General features: G+C 51.3%; 15 protein-coding genes. 10 read left to right on the forward strand and 5 right to left on the reverse strand.

Annotated features, from left to right (window positions below; genetic code table 11):
- Positions 1–23: 23 nt before the first annotated feature.
- The gene (locus tag AABJ99_RS17910; RefSeq protein ID WP_039020999.1) at positions 24–2,930 is read right to left on the reverse strand and encodes an autotransporter outer membrane beta-barrel domain-containing protein; all 2,907 of its coding nucleotides are present in this window, start codon (positions 2,928–2,930) and stop codon (positions 24–26) included.
- 525 nt (positions 2,931–3,455) lie between these two features.
- Between AABJ99_RS17910 and hemB the strand changes: the two genes are divergently transcribed.
- Positions 3,456–4,430 (forward strand): porphobilinogen synthase, encoded by a 975-nt coding sequence (gene hemB / locus AABJ99_RS17915; protein ID WP_001295337.1) that lies wholly within the window; start codon positions 3,456–3,458, stop codon positions 4,428–4,430.
- Positions 4,431–4,469: 39 nt separating this feature from the next.
- On the opposite strand, the gene tauD is transcribed toward hemB, so the two are convergent.
- The 4 genes from tauD to tauA are packed head-to-tail and all read right to left on the reverse strand — an operon-like array spanning position 4,470 to position 7,884.
- Entirely contained in the window at positions 4,470–5,321 is an 852-nt protein-coding gene (tauD, locus tag AABJ99_RS17920; protein WP_039021000.1) for a taurine dioxygenase, read from the reverse strand.
- On the reverse strand, positions 5,318–6,145 hold the full coding sequence (gene tauC, locus AABJ99_RS17925; protein ID WP_039021001.1) for a taurine ABC transporter permease TauC: 828 nt from the start codon (positions 6,143–6,145) through the stop codon (positions 5,318–5,320). Before tauC ends, tauD begins: the two co-directional genes overlap by 4 nt.
- Positions 6,142–6,909 (reverse strand): taurine ABC transporter ATP-binding subunit, encoded by a 768-nt coding sequence (gene tauB, locus AABJ99_RS17930; protein WP_039021002.1) that lies wholly within the window; start codon positions 6,907–6,909, stop codon positions 6,142–6,144. The genes tauC and tauB overlap by 4 nt, the downstream gene beginning before the upstream one ends.
- 12 nt (positions 6,910–6,921) lie before the next feature.
- Positions 6,922–7,884, reverse strand: coding sequence for a taurine ABC transporter substrate-binding protein (tauA, locus tag AABJ99_RS17935; RefSeq protein ID WP_001018415.1), 963 nt, complete (start codon positions 7,882–7,884; stop codon positions 6,922–6,924).
- Between the two features lie 302 nt (positions 7,885–8,186).
- On the opposite strand from tauA, the gene AABJ99_RS17940 reads away from it, so the two are divergent.
- The 9 genes from AABJ99_RS17940 (at position 8,187) to fghA (ending at position 18,484) form a co-directional block, all read left to right on the forward strand.
- Positions 8,187–8,816, forward strand: coding sequence for a response regulator transcription factor (locus tag AABJ99_RS17940; RefSeq protein ID WP_032183432.1), 630 nt, complete (start codon positions 8,187–8,189; stop codon positions 8,814–8,816).
- Positions 8,816–10,357 carry an MASE1 domain-containing sensor histidine kinase gene (locus AABJ99_RS17945; protein WP_000089295.1) on the forward strand — a complete coding sequence of 514 codons (1,542 nt, stop codon included), beginning with the start codon at positions 8,816–8,818 and terminating at the stop codon, positions 10,355–10,357. Before AABJ99_RS17940 ends, AABJ99_RS17945 begins: the two co-directional genes overlap by 1 nt.
- An 84-nt stretch (positions 10,358–10,441) precedes the next feature.
- Positions 10,442–11,746 carry an MFS transporter family glucose-6-phosphate receptor UhpC gene (gene uhpC, locus AABJ99_RS17950; RefSeq protein WP_039021003.1) on the forward strand — a complete coding sequence of 435 codons (1,305 nt, stop codon included), beginning with the start codon at positions 10,442–10,444 and terminating at the stop codon, positions 11,744–11,746.
- Entirely contained in the window at positions 11,743–12,774 is a 1,032-nt protein-coding gene (locus AABJ99_RS17955) for an ABC transporter substrate-binding protein (protein ID WP_000783756.1), read from the forward strand. The genes uhpC and AABJ99_RS17955 overlap by 4 nt, the downstream gene beginning before the upstream one ends.
- 68 nt (positions 12,775–12,842) lie before the next feature.
- Complete coding sequence (locus AABJ99_RS17960; RefSeq protein WP_039021004.1) at positions 12,843–14,921, forward strand: ABC transporter permease; 2,079 nt, start codon at positions 12,843–12,845, stop codon at positions 14,919–14,921.
- A gap of 11 nt (positions 14,922–14,932) precedes the next feature.
- Positions 14,933–15,979 carry a ferric ABC transporter ATP-binding protein gene (gene fbpC, locus AABJ99_RS17965; RefSeq protein ID WP_039021005.1) on the forward strand — a complete coding sequence of 349 codons (1,047 nt, stop codon included), beginning with the start codon at positions 14,933–14,935 and terminating at the stop codon, positions 15,977–15,979.
- A 159-nt stretch (positions 15,980–16,138) separates the two neighbouring features.
- Positions 16,139–16,414, forward strand: a complete 276-nt coding sequence (gene frmR / locus AABJ99_RS17970) for a formaldehyde-responsive transcriptional repressor FrmR (RefSeq protein ID WP_001141271.1) — start codon at positions 16,139–16,141, stop codon at positions 16,412–16,414.
- Positions 16,415–16,448: 34 nt separating this feature from the next.
- Positions 16,449–17,558, forward strand: coding sequence for an S-(hydroxymethyl)glutathione dehydrogenase (gene frmA / locus AABJ99_RS17975; protein ID WP_000842102.1), 1,110 nt, complete (start codon positions 16,449–16,451; stop codon positions 17,556–17,558).
- Positions 17,559–17,650: 92 nt separating this feature from the next.
- Positions 17,651–18,484 (forward strand): S-formylglutathione hydrolase, encoded by an 834-nt coding sequence (fghA, locus tag AABJ99_RS17980; protein ID WP_039021951.1) that lies wholly within the window; start codon positions 17,651–17,653, stop codon positions 18,482–18,484.
- Positions 18,485–18,558 lie beyond the last annotated feature (74 nt).

Below are 18,558 nucleotides of genomic sequence, written 5' to 3' on the forward strand. Positions count from 1 at the left end.
CTATTTCTTCGGAGTGAAGAATATTACCAGGTATATTTAACACCCACATTCGCGGACCAGTCTTGATCTACGTCACCACCACCGAGGTAGTTAGCATCGGTATAGGCGCTGAAGTTCTTGGTGAAGCTGAACTGAGTACCCAGACCAACACGTACCGCAGACCCTTCAGTACCGTTATCGATGGAATCACCGTTCACATCGTTATCGTTGTTAGAGTCGTCGTAGACGTAAGCCAGTTTGAAGTACGGAGTCAGAGCCTGGTCTTCGCTGTAGGTGAAGGTATAACCTGCATCTACACCCAGTTCATAACGCATGCTGTCGTAAGACTGACCGTCAACTTTCATGTCGTTACTCAGCTGGTAGTCATCACCAGACTGGAACAGACCAGAAATGCTGCCGTAAGGAGTCACGTAACCAGCATCACCCAGTTTGAAGTCGTAACCGGCTTTCAAACCGAAGCCCCAAGCGTCGGAGTTGGTGCTACCGTCAACGTAAGTACCGTTGCTCATGGTTGCAGACAGGTCGTTGTTGAAGTGAGAGTAGCTCAAGCTACCATCAACAAAGACGTTGTTCGCGAAGTGAGCAGAAGAGTAGATGTAGGCAGTCTGGCTGTCTTGATCCACCTGACCAGAACGGTCATTCATGTCACCTTTAGCGAAGCCTGCAGCCGCACCGACGATCCACTTAGCGTTGTTACCGTCAACTTTGGTATCAACACCGACCATGATGCCGTTTACATCCTGATCATAGTTAATGGTGCCGTTGTCGCCGTTGAAGTTACCACCGAAGTAGCTTACCCATGCGCCGCCGTTATCAGCCAGGCCATGACGAGAGTTGGTCAGACGAGTACCAACGGTGTCTTGTTCCAGGTTCCAGATATTGGTGTTTGCAGACGGGATGCTCAGCGCCATGTTAGCGTAGTCGGTCAGCTCCATCTGTTGCAGAACAACGGTGTTACCGCGCTGCTCAGCCTGATAGGTGTATGCACCCAGGTCAGCTTTGTTAGCAGCAGAGAAGGTCGCGTTGGTGTTGACGTCGTTTACGTAGATAATTTCTTTATCTTTGTAATCAGCGATTGCGCCAGCGCCAGTTGCGTTGTCGATACGAACTTTGTAGTTACCGGTTGCAGCAACAACGTTGTCAACAGAGCTGTTATCCAGTTCAGTACCATTGTCTACATCGCCGTTACCGTTGATAGTCAGGTGACCATCAGAGTTCATAGCAACAATACCGTAACCGTAGTTAGACTTGGTAGTATCCCAGGTACGGTCGTTCACAAGATCAGCGTTCAGAACATAATCGCTGCTATGGATATTGAACACACCAGATACTACGTTACCGTTATTGTCAGCAATGTTGCCGCTGGTCAGTTCCAGTTTGTCAGTACGGAAAGCTTCAGTATCGAACTGATCAACGTTCACATCCAATACACCACCGTTAGTTACGGTGATGGTATTGGCGTACAGGTTGTAATCAGCACCCCAACCTGTAGATTCGGTCAACGCAACAGTACTGTAGGAGTTAATAGTCAGATGATCGGTATCAACGTAACCATCTTCACCAATGTTCAGCGAAGAACCGTTAGTTAAATCGATAGTATCTGAAGTTAATTTAGATTCCGAAACATTAACCTGAGAAGCATTATTAACTGTCAAGGTATCAACGACGGAACGACCTGTAGTATCCCATTCAGAACCGTTGTTCAACGCTACGTTAAATACACCGCTCTGGAAGACCTTGTCATCAACAACACGTTTCCAGTCATTGTTTTCATATGTTGCATCAGGAGTAAGGCTGTTTGTAGCAACATCATACATTGCTGACGTTTCAGCAACGTTATAAATTGCCTGACCAACCCACTTGCTTCCGTTATCAAGAGTGAGGTTCAGTTCATCAACGTTGAGGCTATCATCAGTCCAACCACCGTTGGTATCTTTCACCCCGTCACCGTTGGAATCATGACCGTTCGGATCAAAATTACTATTCCAGGTGCTGTCAAATGCAACATCGCCCATCAGCGTTGAATTGCTGAAGTATACGTTGTTCTTCATTGCATAGTCGGAACCTGAATCAGTGAAGGACATTGCAACATCTCCCGGACCGGTATAATCACTCGGTTCACTAGAGTTGCCAAAGTGTCCTGTTTTGACATAAGTATCGCTATCCAGAATAATGTCTGAACCAGAAGTCACTGTGGAATCTTTTACAGAGATATTGTTATCCCAAGTATGAGATTCGGTAGTATAAGTTTCGTTGTAAGTATTACCTTGAGATAATGCAATACCTGCAATGCGGGAGTTATTGGAAATATTGATGTTACTTTCTACATCAAGATTAACAGCAACACCTTCACTGGTATCAAATGTCTCATTTGTGTGTTTGGTTACATCACCATCTTTATAAGAATCAGTGAAGTAAAACGCTTCATAATCATCATCAATGGTAGTGTTAGCAATGTTAAGAGTGAAAACATCACCATCACGCCAGTTTGTGTCAACAACAGCATCAGTGTAAAAATCATATCCAACCAGAAGATCACCATCTGCATCCAAACGATCATAATAACCGCCTGGCTTCAAAGAAGTAATCGAACCGTGAATCACTGAATTACTGATATCAAGCTGATTAGCAGTACTGTCTGCATAATCATGGTTCAAATAATAGGTTGAGATCGTGCCGTTAACGGTATCGCCGTTAAAGGACTGATCGAAATCACCATTGGTGTTGTTGTAATAGACAAAACCACTATAGTTAACATAGTTGCCATCTACAGTGCCAGCCTTATCCATATGATCCCAATCGAGTGCTGTAACGGGATTATCGATATAAGTCCAGGTATCATAGTTTGCTGCATTAGCCTGAGAGGTGATAGCCAGAGTGCAAGCCAATGCTAATTGTGATACTACAAGTTTCTTTTTCCAGGAGTGCATTTGTCATCCCTCCTCAGGGACGTAATAAGTTGATCCATCAATTATCAATGCATAGAAAACATATTATGTTTCGCGTTTACGATTATGCGGCGTTATAGAGGAATGGTTCAATTATTCTTTCCCCTAAGTCCGATTGCGGACATATATAAAGCACGTGAACACACATAAAGAAATAAATAACAAAAATACATTATTTCAATAGGTTAATGAAAGCGCCAATTTTAAAGCATAGACCATAAAAATATAAAACAACCAAACTAGACAAATAATGTATCAATACGCAATGAACTTTACGCTATTCACTTTTTGAAAACGTCACCAAATCCCCAAAAACAATAACCTATAGCTATAAATAAAAATTAAAAATATTTTCAATGAATATAAATTTATTGCTATTTCTATTACAAAGATGTCCTGACCTCTCATTCATTCTCTTCTTGTCAACATCGCGACAACTTTCGTAAAACATCCCCACCCTGCTTCAGGTATACTATGCCCCTCGATTCCACAAACATCAGGCAGACCATGACAGATTTAATCCAACGCCCTCGTCGCCTGCGCAAATCTCCTGCGCTGCGCGCTATGTTTGAAGAGACAACACTTAGCCTTAACGACCTGGTGTTGCCGATCTTTGTTGAAGAAGAAATTGACGACTACAAAGCCGTTGAAGCCATGCCAGGCGTGATGCGCATTCCAGAGAAACATCTGGCACGCGAAATTGAACGCATCGCCAACGCCGGTATTCGTTCCGTGATGACTTTCGGCATCTCTCACCATACCGATGAAACCGGCAGCGATGCCTGGCGGGAAGATGGTCTGGTGGCGCGTATGTCGCGCATCTGCAAGCAGACCGTGCCAGAAATGATCGTTATGTCAGACACCTGCTTCTGTGAATACACATCTCACGGTCACTGCGGTGTGCTGTGCGAGCATGGCGTGGACAACGACGCGACCCTGGAAAATTTAGGCAAGCAGGCCGTGGTTGCAGCTGCTGCAGGTGCAGACTTCATCGCCCCTTCCGCCGCAATGGATGGCCAGGTACAAGCGATTCGCCAGGCGCTGGACGCTGCGGGCTTTAAAGATACGGCGATCATGTCGTATTCGACCAAGTTCGCCTCTTCCTTTTATGGTCCGTTCCGTGAAGCTGCCGGAAGCGCATTAAAAGGCGACCGCAAAAGTTATCAGATGAACCCAATGAACCGTCGCGAGGCGATTCGTGAGTCACTGCTGGATGAAGCCCAGGGCGCAGACTGCCTGATGGTTAAACCAGCCGGAGCGTACCTCGACATCGTGCGTGAGCTGCGTGAGCGTACTGAATTGCCGATTGGTGCGTATCAGGTGAGCGGTGAGTACGCGATGATTAAGTTCGCCGCGCTGGCGGGTGCTATAGATGAAGAGAAAGTCGTGCTCGAAAGCTTAGGTTCAATTAAGCGTGCGGGTGCGGATCTGATTTTCAGCTACTTTGCGCTGGATCTGGCTGAGAAGAAGATTCTGCGTTAATGATCATTATGCCGGGTTATCCAACCCGGCATTTCCCCTTTACCCCGCCCGATAAAACGGAATCTCCCCAAGAATCGTCGCCCGATGCATAATCCGCCGCTGTGGCAGGTAATCCGCATTGGCATAGTGCTGAGTCACTCGGTTATCCCAAATCGCAATATCATTCGGTTGCCAGCGCCAACGTACCTGAAACTCCGGTTTAGTGATATGGGCAAACAAAAAACCTAACAAGGCTTCGCTCTCTTTCTCGCTGACGTCAACAATTCGCGTAGTAAAGCCTTCGTTCACAAACAGCGCCTGTTTACCGGTCACCGGATGCGTTCGCACAACCGGATGGAGTAACGGTGGATTTTTCGCGACCGCCTCGTGCCAGCGTTGATGCTCCTCCTCGGTTTTGCGGTACTTGTATTCCGGGAACGATTTACGGAAATCATGCTCCGCACGTAACCCGCTCAATAGTTGACGGAAGGGAACTGAGAGCGCCTCATAGGCCGCAATACCGCTGCTCCATAGCGTATCGCCGCCGGTCGAGGGTAACTCTTTCGCCGCCAGAATCGCCCCTGCGGGTGGCGTTTCAATAAATGTCACATCGGTGTGCCAGTTATCGTTATCCGGCGGATTATCGTTATGAGTATCCAGTACGATAATCTCGTCAACCCCTTCGGCATGAGGGTAAACAGGATGAATATGCAGTTCGCCAAAACGTTGGGCCAGCGCGCGTTGCTGCTGCGGCGTAATGGCCTGTTCACGCAGAAACACCACCTGATGACGCAGCACCGCATGGTAAAGCTGTTCAAACTGGTTATCACTTAACGGGCGCGTCAGGTCGACACCCGTAATTTGTGCGCCAATATACGGCCCCAGCGGGGTAATGCTCAGACGTTCACTCATTGTACTTCTCCATGCCAGGGCGTCAGGCGGCGCTGTAACGCGCGCAGACCCAGTTCTAAAAGAAAGGCGATAATCGCAATCACCGCGATCCCCGCCAGCACCACGTCAGTCGCGAGAAATTCACCCGCTGACTGGACCATAAAACCCAAACCGCGCGTCGCGGCAATCAACTCCGCCGCCACCAGGGTAGACCAGCCCACACCCAGACCAATGCGTAATCCGGTGAGAATTTCCGGCAGCGCGCCGGGCAAAATAACAAACCACAGCACCTGCGCACGGCTGGCACCCAGCGACTGGGCGGCACGAATGCGAACCTGCTGCGCGCTTTTCACCCCCGCCAGCGCCGACATCGCCACCGGCGCAAAAATCGCTAAATAGATCAGTAAGATCTTTGAGGTTTCACCAATACCAAACCAGATCACCATCAACGGCAAATAAGCCAGCGGCGGCACCGGACGATAAAGCTCGATTATCGGATCCAGAATGCCCCGCACCGTCGGACTTAGCCCCATGGCGATCCCAACCGGAATGCCGATTAACACTGCCGCAAGTAACGCGAACATAATGCGCGTCAGGCTGGCTGCCAGATGCTGCCACAAGGTGGCGTCCATAAATCCCTGCGGTCCTGCAATGGTGAGTAGTTTTGCCAGTACCTGTTGCGGCGGCGGCAAAAACAGCGGGCTAATCAGTTGCAGCGCCGCCACCGCCCACCATACCGTGAGTAAAACCGCTAACGTGCCAATGCTTAAGGTCACCTGACGCGAGAGCGGCCAGCGCCATTTCAGCCGATGCGAATGCAGTTTTTCATTAATGAGCACACTCATGAGAACGCCTCCCGTTGCTCAAATACGCGGCTTAAAACATATTCGCGCATGGCGATGAATTGTGGATCGGACTTGATGCTGCGGCTCGGTTCCCCGGCAACAAAGCGGCGGGCGAAGTTGAGCGGCAGCCGTTCCAACACACGGCCAGGGCCGGGTGAAAGCAGTACCAGCTCAGTCGCCATAAACACCGCTTCTTCTATATCGTGGGTAATCAACAGCACCTGCTTGCCCGTCTCCTGCCAGAGTTTCAGCAGCAGGGTTTGCATTTGGTCGCGGGTGAAGGCATCCAGCGCGCCAAATGGTTCGTCGAGTAATAACAGCTGAGGATTCGCCGCCAACGCGCGGGCAATCCCCACCCGCTGACGTTGACCGCCGGAAAGCTGCCAAATGTAGCGTTTTTCTGCGCCTTCTAGCCCCACTTTTTTCAGCATCTGGTGCGCGATTTCCAGGCGCTGTACTTTCTCTACACCTGCCAGTTGCAGGCCGAATGCCACGTTGTCTACCACATTACGCCACGGCAACAGCCCTTCATTCTGAAAAACCACGCCCCGCTCTGCGCCCGGTCCCTCAATGCACTTACCCGCCAGTTGAATGCTGCCATGCTGATAAGGCACAAAACCGGCAATCAGATTCAGCAAGGTGGTTTTGCCGCAGCCAGACGGTCCCAGAACCACCAGAAGCTCGCCGCTTTCCAGCGTCAGGTTGATATCTTCCAACGCCGGTTTGCCGCCATAATCGGCGTAAAGATGAGAGATTTGCAGCATCTGCGCCTCCTTTTATTGCACAAAGCGCGAGGTCACGTACTGGCTGTAATCATTCGCCACGGCAGGGACTTTGCCCTGATCTTTCAAAAACTGCGCGGTATCGATGATCGCTTTGTTCACCGGTCCAGTCAGTTCTGCCGTTTGTTGCTGCGGCGTCAGATAGGTATTCCCCTTCACCAGCCCCGGAACGTCACCTTCCGGCACGCCGCTTAAACGCGCCAGTTTGCTGATGTTTTCCGGCTGTTTCAGCCACGCGTCTGGGTTAGCAATGTACGGTTGCTGAGCATCGATGGCGCTTTTAGCGAACGCTTTCACTACCTCAGGATGTTTCTCGGCAAAATCTTTGCGCACCACCCAGACGTCCAGTGTCGGCGCGCCCCACTGCCCGACCTGTTCAGAATCGGTCAGCACCTTGCCGTCTTTTTCCAGGGCGTTAACCGCCGGTGCCCAGACATAAGCACCATCAATGTCTCCCCTCTGCCAGGCGGCGATAATCGCGGGCGGCTGCAGGTTCACAATCTCCACTTGTCCGGGTTTTATGCCCCAGTGTTTCAGCGCCGCCAGCAAGCTGTAATGCGTGGTGGAGATAAACGGTACGGCAATGCGTTTGCCAATGAGATCTTCGGGTTTGCTGATGGTTTTCTTCACCACCAGCGCTTCGGAGTTACCCAGTTTTGACGCCAGTAAGAAGACTTCAATCGGCACCTGTTGGCTGGCTGCCACCGCTAATGGGCTGGAACCGAGGTTACCGATTTGGACATCGCCTGAAGCCAGCGCCCGCACGATGCTGGCTCCGCTGTCAAACTTGCGCCAGTCCACCGTCGCCCCGCTCTCTTTAGCAAAGGTGTTATCAGCCTGAGCCACTTTCGCCGGTTCAGCGGAGGTTTGATAGGCCACGGTGACGTTCACCGCCTGTGCCTGAAAAGCGATGAATGCCAGTGCGGCAAGAAGTGTGTTACGCGATGAAATTGCCATGATTGTCTGCTCCCCTGTCTTGTTATGGGAGCAGTATTTCGTTGCGGGTCAGTTTGATAAAGGAATTAAAACGTCTTGTTAAGAACAAAGCGTTTTTAGAAAAAAACTGGCAATGGTTAGCGAGTTTACGCATTTTGCAGCTTGGGCGAATGTAGCATGCCGATTCACAAACCAGATCAGATGTTCGCTCTCCGGCAAATTATTGCCATTTTGTTACATCCATTCCATATCTGTCGCTGGTTGATTGCCAGCGACGCGCCGTGATGCATGATAGGAGAATGAGATAATAAGAGAAGAAAAGTATGATTAGGGTTGTGCTGGTGGATGACCATGTGGTGGTGCGCTCTGGCTTCGCACAGTTACTATCTCTGGAAGACGATCTGGAGGTCATTGGTCAGTACAGTTGTGCCGCGCAGGCATGGTCGGCATTAACTCATAATGACGTTAATGTTGCCGTCATTGATATTGCCATGCCGGACGAAAACGGCCTCAGTCTGCTTAAGCGTCTACGTGCACAAAAACCGCAATTCCGCGCCATTATTCTTAGCATTTATGACACGCCAACCTTTGTACAAAGCGCTTTGGATGCTGGTGCCAGCGGCTATTTGACCAAACGCTGTGGGCCGGAAGAGTTAGTGCAGGCGGTGCGCTCGGTCGGGATGGGCGGGCATTATCTCTGCGCCGATGCAATTCGGGCTTTACGCGGCGGCGGGCAACCCGCCCAGGCGCTGGAAATTCTCACCCCACGAGAACGTGAAGTGTTTGATTTATTAGTCAAAGGCGACAGTGTAAAAGAGATCGCCTTTAAGCTCGAACTCAGCCATAAAACGGTACATGTACATCGCGCCAACGTGCTGGGAAAACTGAACTGTCATAGCACCATTGAGCTGGTGCATTTTGCACTCAATCACCATCTGCTGGCGGGGCATTAATGTCGCGTAACCTTCGTCATTGGGTGATTTCGCTGTTTATTGTGCTGGCATGGGGAAGCGGCTGGCTGATGTTGTGGACGCTCAGCTTTTATCTGACCAATAACGGTCAACAGGCAGTGTTATTTCTGCCGCACGGAGTTTACCTCGCTCTTCTTATTTTGCTCTCTCGCCGTTACTGGCCTGCGTTGGTGCTCCCCCCTTTGCTGATGATGTTCTGGCTGCACAGCGAGCAACTGTTGAACGGCTATCTCATGCTGGCAACGCCGGTTATTAGCCTGCTTCCTGCCATCCTTGCACAAAACGTCTGGCACCGTTTTCCACTTTACTGGCAGCGTCTGACGTTGCTGTTAGCCTCAGTAACAGCAGCTTCATTGCTGAATACAGCCATGCTAACCCCTTTTATGTCAGGCCCAATAATGCTGCCCGGTCTGACCTCATTTACCGGCGGCGTATTGTTGACGCCGTTTGTCTATCTCATCTTTGAGTTTCTGCGCCAGCAGCATCGCTATCAGCTTCTGAGACTCGATACGCATAATCCCCCCTTGCGAACCTCTTTAATCATCTGGTGTAGCCTATTTTTTATTATTGGTATCGGCACCCAGATGGTGTTGTCGCCTGAAATCGAACGCCTGCTGCTGATCGTGGTATTTCTACCCAATGTGGTCATGGCTTGGAAATTTGGCTGGCAAGGTGGCGTACTCTCGGGGCTTTTGGGCAGCATGATGATCACTATTGCCCGCCAGATTGGCGTGGGCTTTAGTAACCTGGTGGAACTGGAGATTTTTCTCGCAACCCAGGCATTGCTGGGAATTGGCCTGGGCATTGCCATCAGTCGCCAGCAACATCTGGCGCTAAACCTGCATCATTACCGTCAGCGACTGGAGGCAGAACTGGCAGCACGGCGGGCATTGGCTGAAAAGCTGATCCACACCGAGGAAGACACGCGTAAAAGCCTGGCTCGCGAGCTGCACGACGAAATCGGTCAGAACATTACCGCCATTCAGATCCAGTCGCAACTGGTGACGCGGGCACGCGATCCGGCGCAAGTTCATTCCGCAGCTAGCCAAATCAACGAACTCGCCCGCCGCATTCATCTCTCCACCCGCCAGTTGCTGCGCCAGTTGCGGCCACCCGCGCTTGATGAACTGACATTCCGCGAAGCATTACTTCATCTGATTAATGAATTTGCCTTTAGTGAACGCGGCATTCATTGCCAGTTTACCTATCAACTAACCACCACGCCAGAAAACGAAACGGTTCGCTTTACACTGTATCGGTTATTGCAGGAGTTACTCAATAACGTCTGTAAACACGCCGAAGCCAGCGAAGTGACGATTATTCTGCGCCAGCAGGGAGAGATATTGCACCTGGAGGTCAGCGACAACGGTATAGGAATCGCCAGCGGGAAAATGACCGGATTTGGCATTCAGGGGATGCGTGAACGCGTCAGTGCCCTGGGCGGCGACTTAACGCTCGAAAAACATAACGGTACGCGAGTAATTGTTAACCTGCCCACATTTTTGCAACAAATCGCCGGATAACCAGGAAAAAGTCTTAGGCATCCCGGATTTTCTCTCATCCTCTTTCACTTTCATTTTCATATAGTCAGCAACATGGAGACGACCATGCACGCGCGTTCAGCGAGAGAGATTAATCAATGCTACCGGACATTACGTCCGCGATTGCTGATGTGCATGATTATTGGCTACGCCGCATTTTATCTGACGCGAAAAAGCGTGAATTACGTCCTTCCGGCGCTGCAAACCGACCTCGGACTGGATAAAGGCGACATTGGCCTGCTGGGTTCGCTGTTTTATCTCAGCTACGGATTGTCGAAATTTACCGCCGGACTGTGGCATGACAGCCACGGACAACGCGGTTTTATGGGCGTCGGCTTGTTCGCCACTGGGCTATTGAACATGGTGTTTGCCTTTGGCGAATCACTTACGCTTCTGCTTGTGGTCTGGACACTGAACGGATTTTTTCAAGGCTGGGGGTGGCCACCGTGTGCCCGCTTACTGACCCATTGGTACTCCCGTAATGAACGTGGTTTCTGGTGGGGCTGCTGGAATATGTCGATCAACATTGGCGGAGCGATTATTCCGCTGATTAGCGCCTTTGCCGCCCACTGGTGGGGCTGGCAGGCCGCGATGCTGACACCGGGGATTATCAGCATGGCATTAGGGATCTGGTTAACGCTACAACTCAAAGGCACGCCCCAGGAAGAGGGATTACCGACGGTGGGTCACTGGCGTCACGATCCGCTGGAGTTACGTCAGGAACAACAAAGTCCGCCGATGGGTCTGTGGCAAATGTTGCGCACCACAATGCTGCAAAATCCGATGATCTGGCTGCTGGGTGTCTCTTATGTACTGGTTTATGTGATCCGGATTGCGTTAAACGACTGGGGCAATATCTGGCTGACGGAAAGCCACGGCGTCAACCTAGTCAGCGCCAACGCCACGGTAATGCTGTTTGAAGTGGGCGGCTTACTCGGCGCGTTATTTGCCGGATGGGGTTCGGATTTGCTGTTTAGCGGGCAGCGAGCCCCCATGATTTTGCTGTTTACCCTTGGGTTGATGGTTTCGGTCGCTGCACTCTGGTTGGCACCGGTTCATCACTATGCCCTTCTGGCTGTGTGCTTTTTTACTGTGGGCTTTTTTGTCTTTGGCCCGCAAATGCTGATTGGACTTGCGGCAGTGGAATGTGGACACAAAGCTGCGGCGGGTTCAATTACCGGATTTCTCGGCCTGTTCGCCTATCTCGGTGCGGCGCTGGCAGGCTGGCCGTTGTCGCTGGTTATCGAACGCTACGGCTGGTCAGGAATGTTCAGTTTACTCTCGGTCGCCGCAGTACTTATGGGTTTACTGCTGATGCCGTTACTGATGGCGGGCATCACCACCACTCACGCTCGAAGGATAAAACAATGAAAATGCCCCTTACCTCTACTCTGATTGCTTCTGCCGTTGCGCTGGCAACCTTAACGGGTGCCGCACAAGCGAAAGGTCGACTGGTGGTCTATTGCAGCGCCACCAATGAAATGTGTGAGACCGAAACCAAAGCGTTTGGCGAGAAATATGATGTGAAAACCTCGTTTATCCGCAACGGCTCCGGTAGCACCCTGGCAAAAGTCGATGCTGAAAAGAAAAACCCACAGGCTGACGTCTGGTACGGCGGCACCTTAGACCCGCAGTCGCAGGCCGGCGAGATGGGCCTGTTACAGGCATATAAATCGCCTAACCTTGAACAGATCATGGAAAAATTCCGCGATCCGGCAAAAGTGAAAGGAAACCTTTCCTCCGCCGTTTATGTGGGGATCCTCGGGTTTGGCGTCAACACAGAGCGTCTGAAAGAGAAAAACCTGCCTGTGCCGAAGTGCTGGAAAGATCTCACCAAACCTGAATATAAAGGCGAAATTCAGATTGCCGATCCACAAAGTTCCGGTACCGCCTACACCGCGCTGGCTACCTTTGCGCAGCTGTGGGGGGAAGATCAGGCCTTTGATTATCTAAAACAACTTAACACCAACGTCTCCCAGTACACCAAATCAGGCATTGCCCCGGCACGTAACGCCGCCCGCGGCGAAACGGCGATTGGTATTGGTTTCCTGCATGACTACTCGCTGGAAAAAGAACAGGGCGCACCACTGGAGTTGATTTCCCCGTGTGAAGGTACGGGCTACGAAATAGGCGGCGTCAGCATTCTGAAAGGTGCGCGCAACCTCGACAACGCCAAACTGTTCGTGGACTGGGTATTATCAAAAGAAGCTCAGGAACTGGCGTGGAAGAAAGGGAAGTCTTATCAGATCCTGACCAATACCACCGCCGAAACGTCGCCAAACTCGCTGAAGCTCGACGACCTGAAATTAATCAACTACGACATGGATAAATACGGTTCAACTGATGTTCGTAAGGCATTAATTAATAAATGGGTCAGCGAAGTGAAGATGGGTAAATAAACCCGCATTGCGTGCACTTGCCGGGTGCAGCACAGACGCCTGCCCCGGCCAACCATACCGGAACTGCTATGTCACAGACACTTGCACTCCATCCCGCGAAAAAGCGGGATGCGATTTTCCTTTGGGTTTTGCTGGGCTGGCTGGCATTTATCCTGTTGCCGAGCTGGAGCCTCGATTATGGTCTGCTGGAGTCCACGAGTGATGAGATCCTCGAGGCGTACAGCTGGTCGCATTTTAATATCAGCTGGCTGTGGTATTTACTCCCGAGTTTGCTGCTGGTTCGCCCGTTTAATGAGGCCAAACGCGAGCAGCGCAGCCGTCATTATTTTGATGCCGGCTGGGCATTGCTTTGTTTAGCGTTTATGGTCATCAGTGCCACCATCGTTGGCCGCGGTCTAGGCTACGCCGCCATCGTGCTGTTTATCGAATTAAGCGCGATAATGACGCTGGCCTTAACCCGCCTCGAATGGCTGGGTGGCGACCGCTTTGTGATCGGCTCGCTGATTGCGATTGTGGCGCTGATTGGCATTTTTATCGTCTGGCCGAGCATCGCCATTTTTATCCCGATGTTCACCAACGACGCGGGAGAGTTCGCCCCACTGGCGTTTATGAATGTGCTCTCGCAGGCACATATTGTTCAGGTAATCGTCAACTCCATCGTCTTATCGATAGCGGTGGGTATTGGCTGTACTTTCTTCGGTCTGGTGCTGGCGATATATACCACGCGCATCGCTAAACGCAGCGCCGTAATCGGCCGCATCTTTTCCATTCTGCCAATTGTCACGCCACCGTTTGTGGTCGGCTTAGGCGTTACGCTCATGATGGGGCGCTCCGGCTACATAACGGAATTTATGGTGGAGTTGTTTGGGCTGACCAACACCAACTGGCTGTATGGTTTTACCGGGATCTGGCTGGCACAGGTCCTGGCATTTACGCCAATGGCTTTTATGATCCTCGATGGGGCCATTAAAACCATTCATCCCTCGCTGGAAGAAGCCTCCTACACCCTGCGCGCCAGTCGCTGGCAAACCTTTAACGGTGTGTTTGTGCCGTTGTTAAAGCCCGCGCTTGCCAATGCCTTTTTAATCGTCGTGGTGCAGTCACTGGCTGACTTCAGTAACCCGCTGGTGCTTGGCGGCAACTTCGACGTACTGGCGACGCAAATTTACTTCTACATTACCGGCTCGCAGCTGGATTATCAGGCCGCCAGCACCCTTGGCGCTTTCCTGCTGCTGTTCTCGCTACTGGTGTTCTGCGTCCAGTATATGTGGATTGGTAAACGCTCTTACGTCACGGTTTCCGGAAAGTCCTACCGCGGCGATGTCCAGCCACTACCGGTCACCCTGGTGTGGAGCGTGGTCGCCATACTTGCGATATGGATTGCCTTTAACGCCCTGCTCTATGGCAGCATTTTCTACGGCAGCTTCACCGTGAACTGGGGCGTTGACTACACCCTGACGCTGGATAACTTTATCAAGTTATTTGGTCAGGGGATGAGCGACGGCGCGTGGCCTTCACTGTTGGATACCCTGCTCTACGCCGGGATTGCCGCCCCCATTACCGCTATCTTTGGCCTGCTCATCGCCTGGGTGGTGGTGCGCCAACAATTCAAAGGCAAAAAGACCATCGAGTTCACCACCATGTTGTGCTTTGCCGTACCGGGTACAGTGGCGGGTGTCTCGTATATTCTTGCCTTTAATAGCGCCCCAGTCTATCTCACCGGAACGGCGGCAATAGTGATTATCTCGATGGTGATGCGTAACGTTCCGGTGGGTATTCGCGCCGGGATTGCAGGTCTGGGGCAGATCGACAAATCGCTGGATGAAGCCTCACTCAGCCTGCGCGCGGGTTCACTGCGAACCATAACCCACATTTTACTGCCGCTGTTACGCCCAGCCATTCTCTCGGCCCTGATTTACAGTTTTGTGCGGGCTATCACGACAGTCAGCGCCATCGTCTTTCTCGTCACGCCGGACACACGCGTGGCAACCGCCTACATCCTTAACCGCGTAGAAGACGGCGAATATGGCGTAGCCATCGCCTACGGTTCGATTCTGATCGTGGTGATGCTGGCGATTATTTTCCTCTTTGACTGGCTGATCGGTGAAGCACGTATTTCCCGTTCTAAAGCCAAAAACCAGGCGTAATGGAGCGCACTATGAGTCAGAAAAATTTTGTGGAACTGCGCAACGTCACTAAACGATTCGGCAGTAATACGGTTATCGACAATATAAATCTCACCATCCCACAAGGGCAAATGGTGACGCTGCTCGGTCCTTCCGGATGCGGCAAAACCACCATTCTGCGTCTGGTTGCCGGGCTGGAAAAACCGAGCGAAGGGCAAATTTTTATAGATGGCGAAGATGTCACGCATCGTTCCATTCAGCAACGCGATATCTGCATGGTGTTTCAGTCATACGCTCTGTTCCCACATATGTCGCTGGGCGAAAACGTTGGCTATGGGCTGAAAATGCTTGGCGTGTCGCGTAGTGAAGTGAAGCAGCGGGTGAAAGATGCGCTAGCAATGGTGGATCTGGAAGGATTCGAAGACCGCTATGTCGACCAGATTTCCGGTGGTCAGCAACAGCGTGTGGCTCTGGCCCGTGCGTTGATCCTTAAGCCTAAAGTGCTGCTGTTTGATGAGCCGTTAAGTAACCTCGATGCCAACCTGCGTCGCAGCATGCGCGATAAAATCCGCGAGCTGCAAAAGCAATTTAACATCACTTCGCTCTATGTGACTCACGATCAAAGTGAAGCTTTCGCGGTGTCCGACACCGTGTTGGTGATGAATAAAGGTCACATCATGCAGATTGGTTCACCGCAGGATCTCTATCGTCAGCCCGCCTCCCGCTTTATGGCAAGTTTTATGGGCGACGCCAACCTGTTCCCGGCGAACTTTCGCGAAGAGTATGTCGATATCTACGGTTATCGCCTGCCGCGCGCGGCGCATTTCCCGGCGCAAGGTAGCGGCACCGTCGGCGTTCGTCCGGAAGCCATCACCTTAAGCAATCACGGCGAAGAGAGTCAGCGTTGTGTTATTCGCCATGTCGCCTACATGGGGCCGCAGTACGAAGTGACCGTAGAATGGCATGGTCAGGAGATTTTATTGCAAGTCAACGCCACCCGTTTACAGCCCGATATTGGTGAACACTATTACCTCGAAATCCATCCTTACGGGATGTTTGTTTTAGCGGATGCGGCATAAAAATAGCACATAAACGGTCCCAACCTGTCTTGAGGGACCGTTCACCTGTTTAGACGTCGGACAACAATTATTCTCCAGTGTTATATACTATAGGGGGGTATGCATTGACATATAGCATACCCCCCTATAGTATATTGCGTGCAGATGATGAGGTGCGAAATGCCCAGTACTCCGGAAGAGAAGAAAAAGGTCCTTACTCGAGTTCGTCGTATTCGGGGGCAAATTGATGCTCTGGAACGGTCGCTGGAGGGTGATGCCGAATGCCGTGCCATACTCCAACAGATCGCTGCCGTTCGGGGCGCGGCTAACGGGCTGATGGCAGAAGTGCTTGAAAGCCATATCCGGGAAACGTTTGACCGAAATGACTGCTACAGCCGCGAAGTCAGCCAATCCGTTGACGACACTATTGAACTGGTTCGTGCCTATCTTAAATAGCTGAATCTATTACCATATTGAGGAAGAGCGAGAGATGAAATCACGTGCTGCCGTTGCATTTGCTCCCGGTAAACCGCTGGAAATCGTTGAAATTGACGTTGCACCACCGAAAAAAGGTGAAGTGCTGATTAAAGTCACCCATACCGGCGTTTGCCATACCGACGCATTTACCCTCTCCGGCGATGACCCGGAAGGTGTATTCCCGGTAGTTCTCGGTCACGAAGGGGCCGGCGTTGTGGTTGAAGTCGGTGAAGGCGTAACCAGCGTCAAACCTGGCGACCATGTGATCCCGCTTTATACCGCAGAGTGCGGCGAGTGTGAGTTCTGTCGTTCCGGCAAAACTAACCTCTGTGTCGCAGTTCGCGAGACTCAGGGCAAAGGCCTGATGCCAGACGGCACCACCCGTTTTTCTTACAACGGGCAGCCGCTGTATCACTACATGGGATGCTCTACATTCAGTGAATACACCGTGGTTGCGGAAGTGTCTCTGGCCAAAATTAATCCAGAAGCAAACCATGAACACGTCTGCCTGCTGGGCTGTGGCGTAACCACTGGCATTGGCGCGGTGCATAACACTGCTAAAGTCCAGCCAGGTGATTCTGTTGCCGTGTTTGGTCTTGGCGCGATTGGTCTGGCAGTGGTTCAGGGCGCGCGTCAGGCGAAAGCGGGACGGATTATCGCTATTGATACCAACCCGAAGAAATTCGATCTGGCGCGTCGCTTCGGTGCTACCGACTGCATTAACCCGAATGACTACGACAAACCGATTAAAGATGTCCTGCTGGATATCAACAAATGGGGTATCGACCATACCTTTGAATGCATCGGTAACGTCAACGTGATGCGTGCGGCGCTGGAAAGTGCGCACCGCGGCTGGGGTCAGTCGGTGATCATCGGGGTCGCGGGTTCCGGTCAGGAAATCTCCACCCGTCCATTCCAGTTGGTCACCGGTCGCGTATGGAAAGGTTCCGCGTTTGGCGGCGTGAAAGGTCGTTCCCAGTTACCGGGTATGGTTGAAGATGCGATGAAAGGCGATATCGATCTGGAACCGTTTGTCACGCATACCATGAGCCTGGATGAAATTAATGACGCCTTCGACCTGATGCATGAAGGCAAATCCATTCGAACTGTAATTCGTTACTGATTTCCCGCAGTTTTTACCCCGTCCAGTTCAGGCGGGGTTCTTAATACTCTCCCCGGGCAGCCGTCCGGGGATTAACCATGAGATAATGACTGATGGAACTCATTGAAAAACATGCCAGCTTTGGCGGCTGGCAAAATGTGTATCGGCATTATTCCCAATCACTGAAATGTGAAATGAATGTCGGCGTCTATCTCCCACCAAAAGCCGGGAATGAAAAATTGCCGGTACTGTACTGGCTTTCGGGCCTGACCTGTAACGAGCAGAATTTCATTACTAAATCGGGGATGCAACGTTACGCGGCTGAGCACAACATTATTGTTGTTGCGCCGGACACCAGTCCGCGAGGCAGTCATGTCGCAGATGCCGACCGTTACGATCTCGGGCAAGGTGCCGGGTTTTACCTGAACGCAACGCAAGCGCCGTGGAATGAACATTACAAAATGTATGATTATATCCACAACGAGCTGCCGGATTTAGTGATGCAACATTTTCCGGCAACGACCAGAAAGTCAATCGCGGGTCATTCAATGGGCGGGCTGGGCGCGCTGGTGCTGGCGTTACGTAACCCAGATGAATATGTCAGCGTCTCGGCGTTTTCGCCCATTGTCTCCCCATCGCAAGTACCGTGGGGACAGCAAGCCTTTGCCGCATATCTTGGTGAAAATAAAGATGCCTGGTTGGATTACGATCCGGTTAGCCTTATTTCACAAGGTCAACGCGTTGCGGAAATCATGGTTGATCAAGGATTGAGTGATGATTTTTACGCAGAACAGCTGCGGACTCCAAATCTTGAAAAGATCTGCCAGGAGATGAATATCAAAACGTTAATCCGTTATCACGAGGGTTATGATCACAGCTATTATTTTGTCTCCAGTTTTATTGGCGAGCATATTGCCTACCACGCCAATAAACTGAATATGCGTTGAGCATCCGCGCACGCCAGCCGGATGCGGCGTGAACGCCTTATCCGCCTACATTTCGCCCATAAACCGTAGGCATG

Origin of the sequence: Escherichia coli (assembly GCF_036503815.1) — a bacterium.
Taxonomy (GTDB): Bacteria; Pseudomonadota; Gammaproteobacteria; order Enterobacterales; family Enterobacteriaceae; genus Escherichia; species Escherichia coli_F.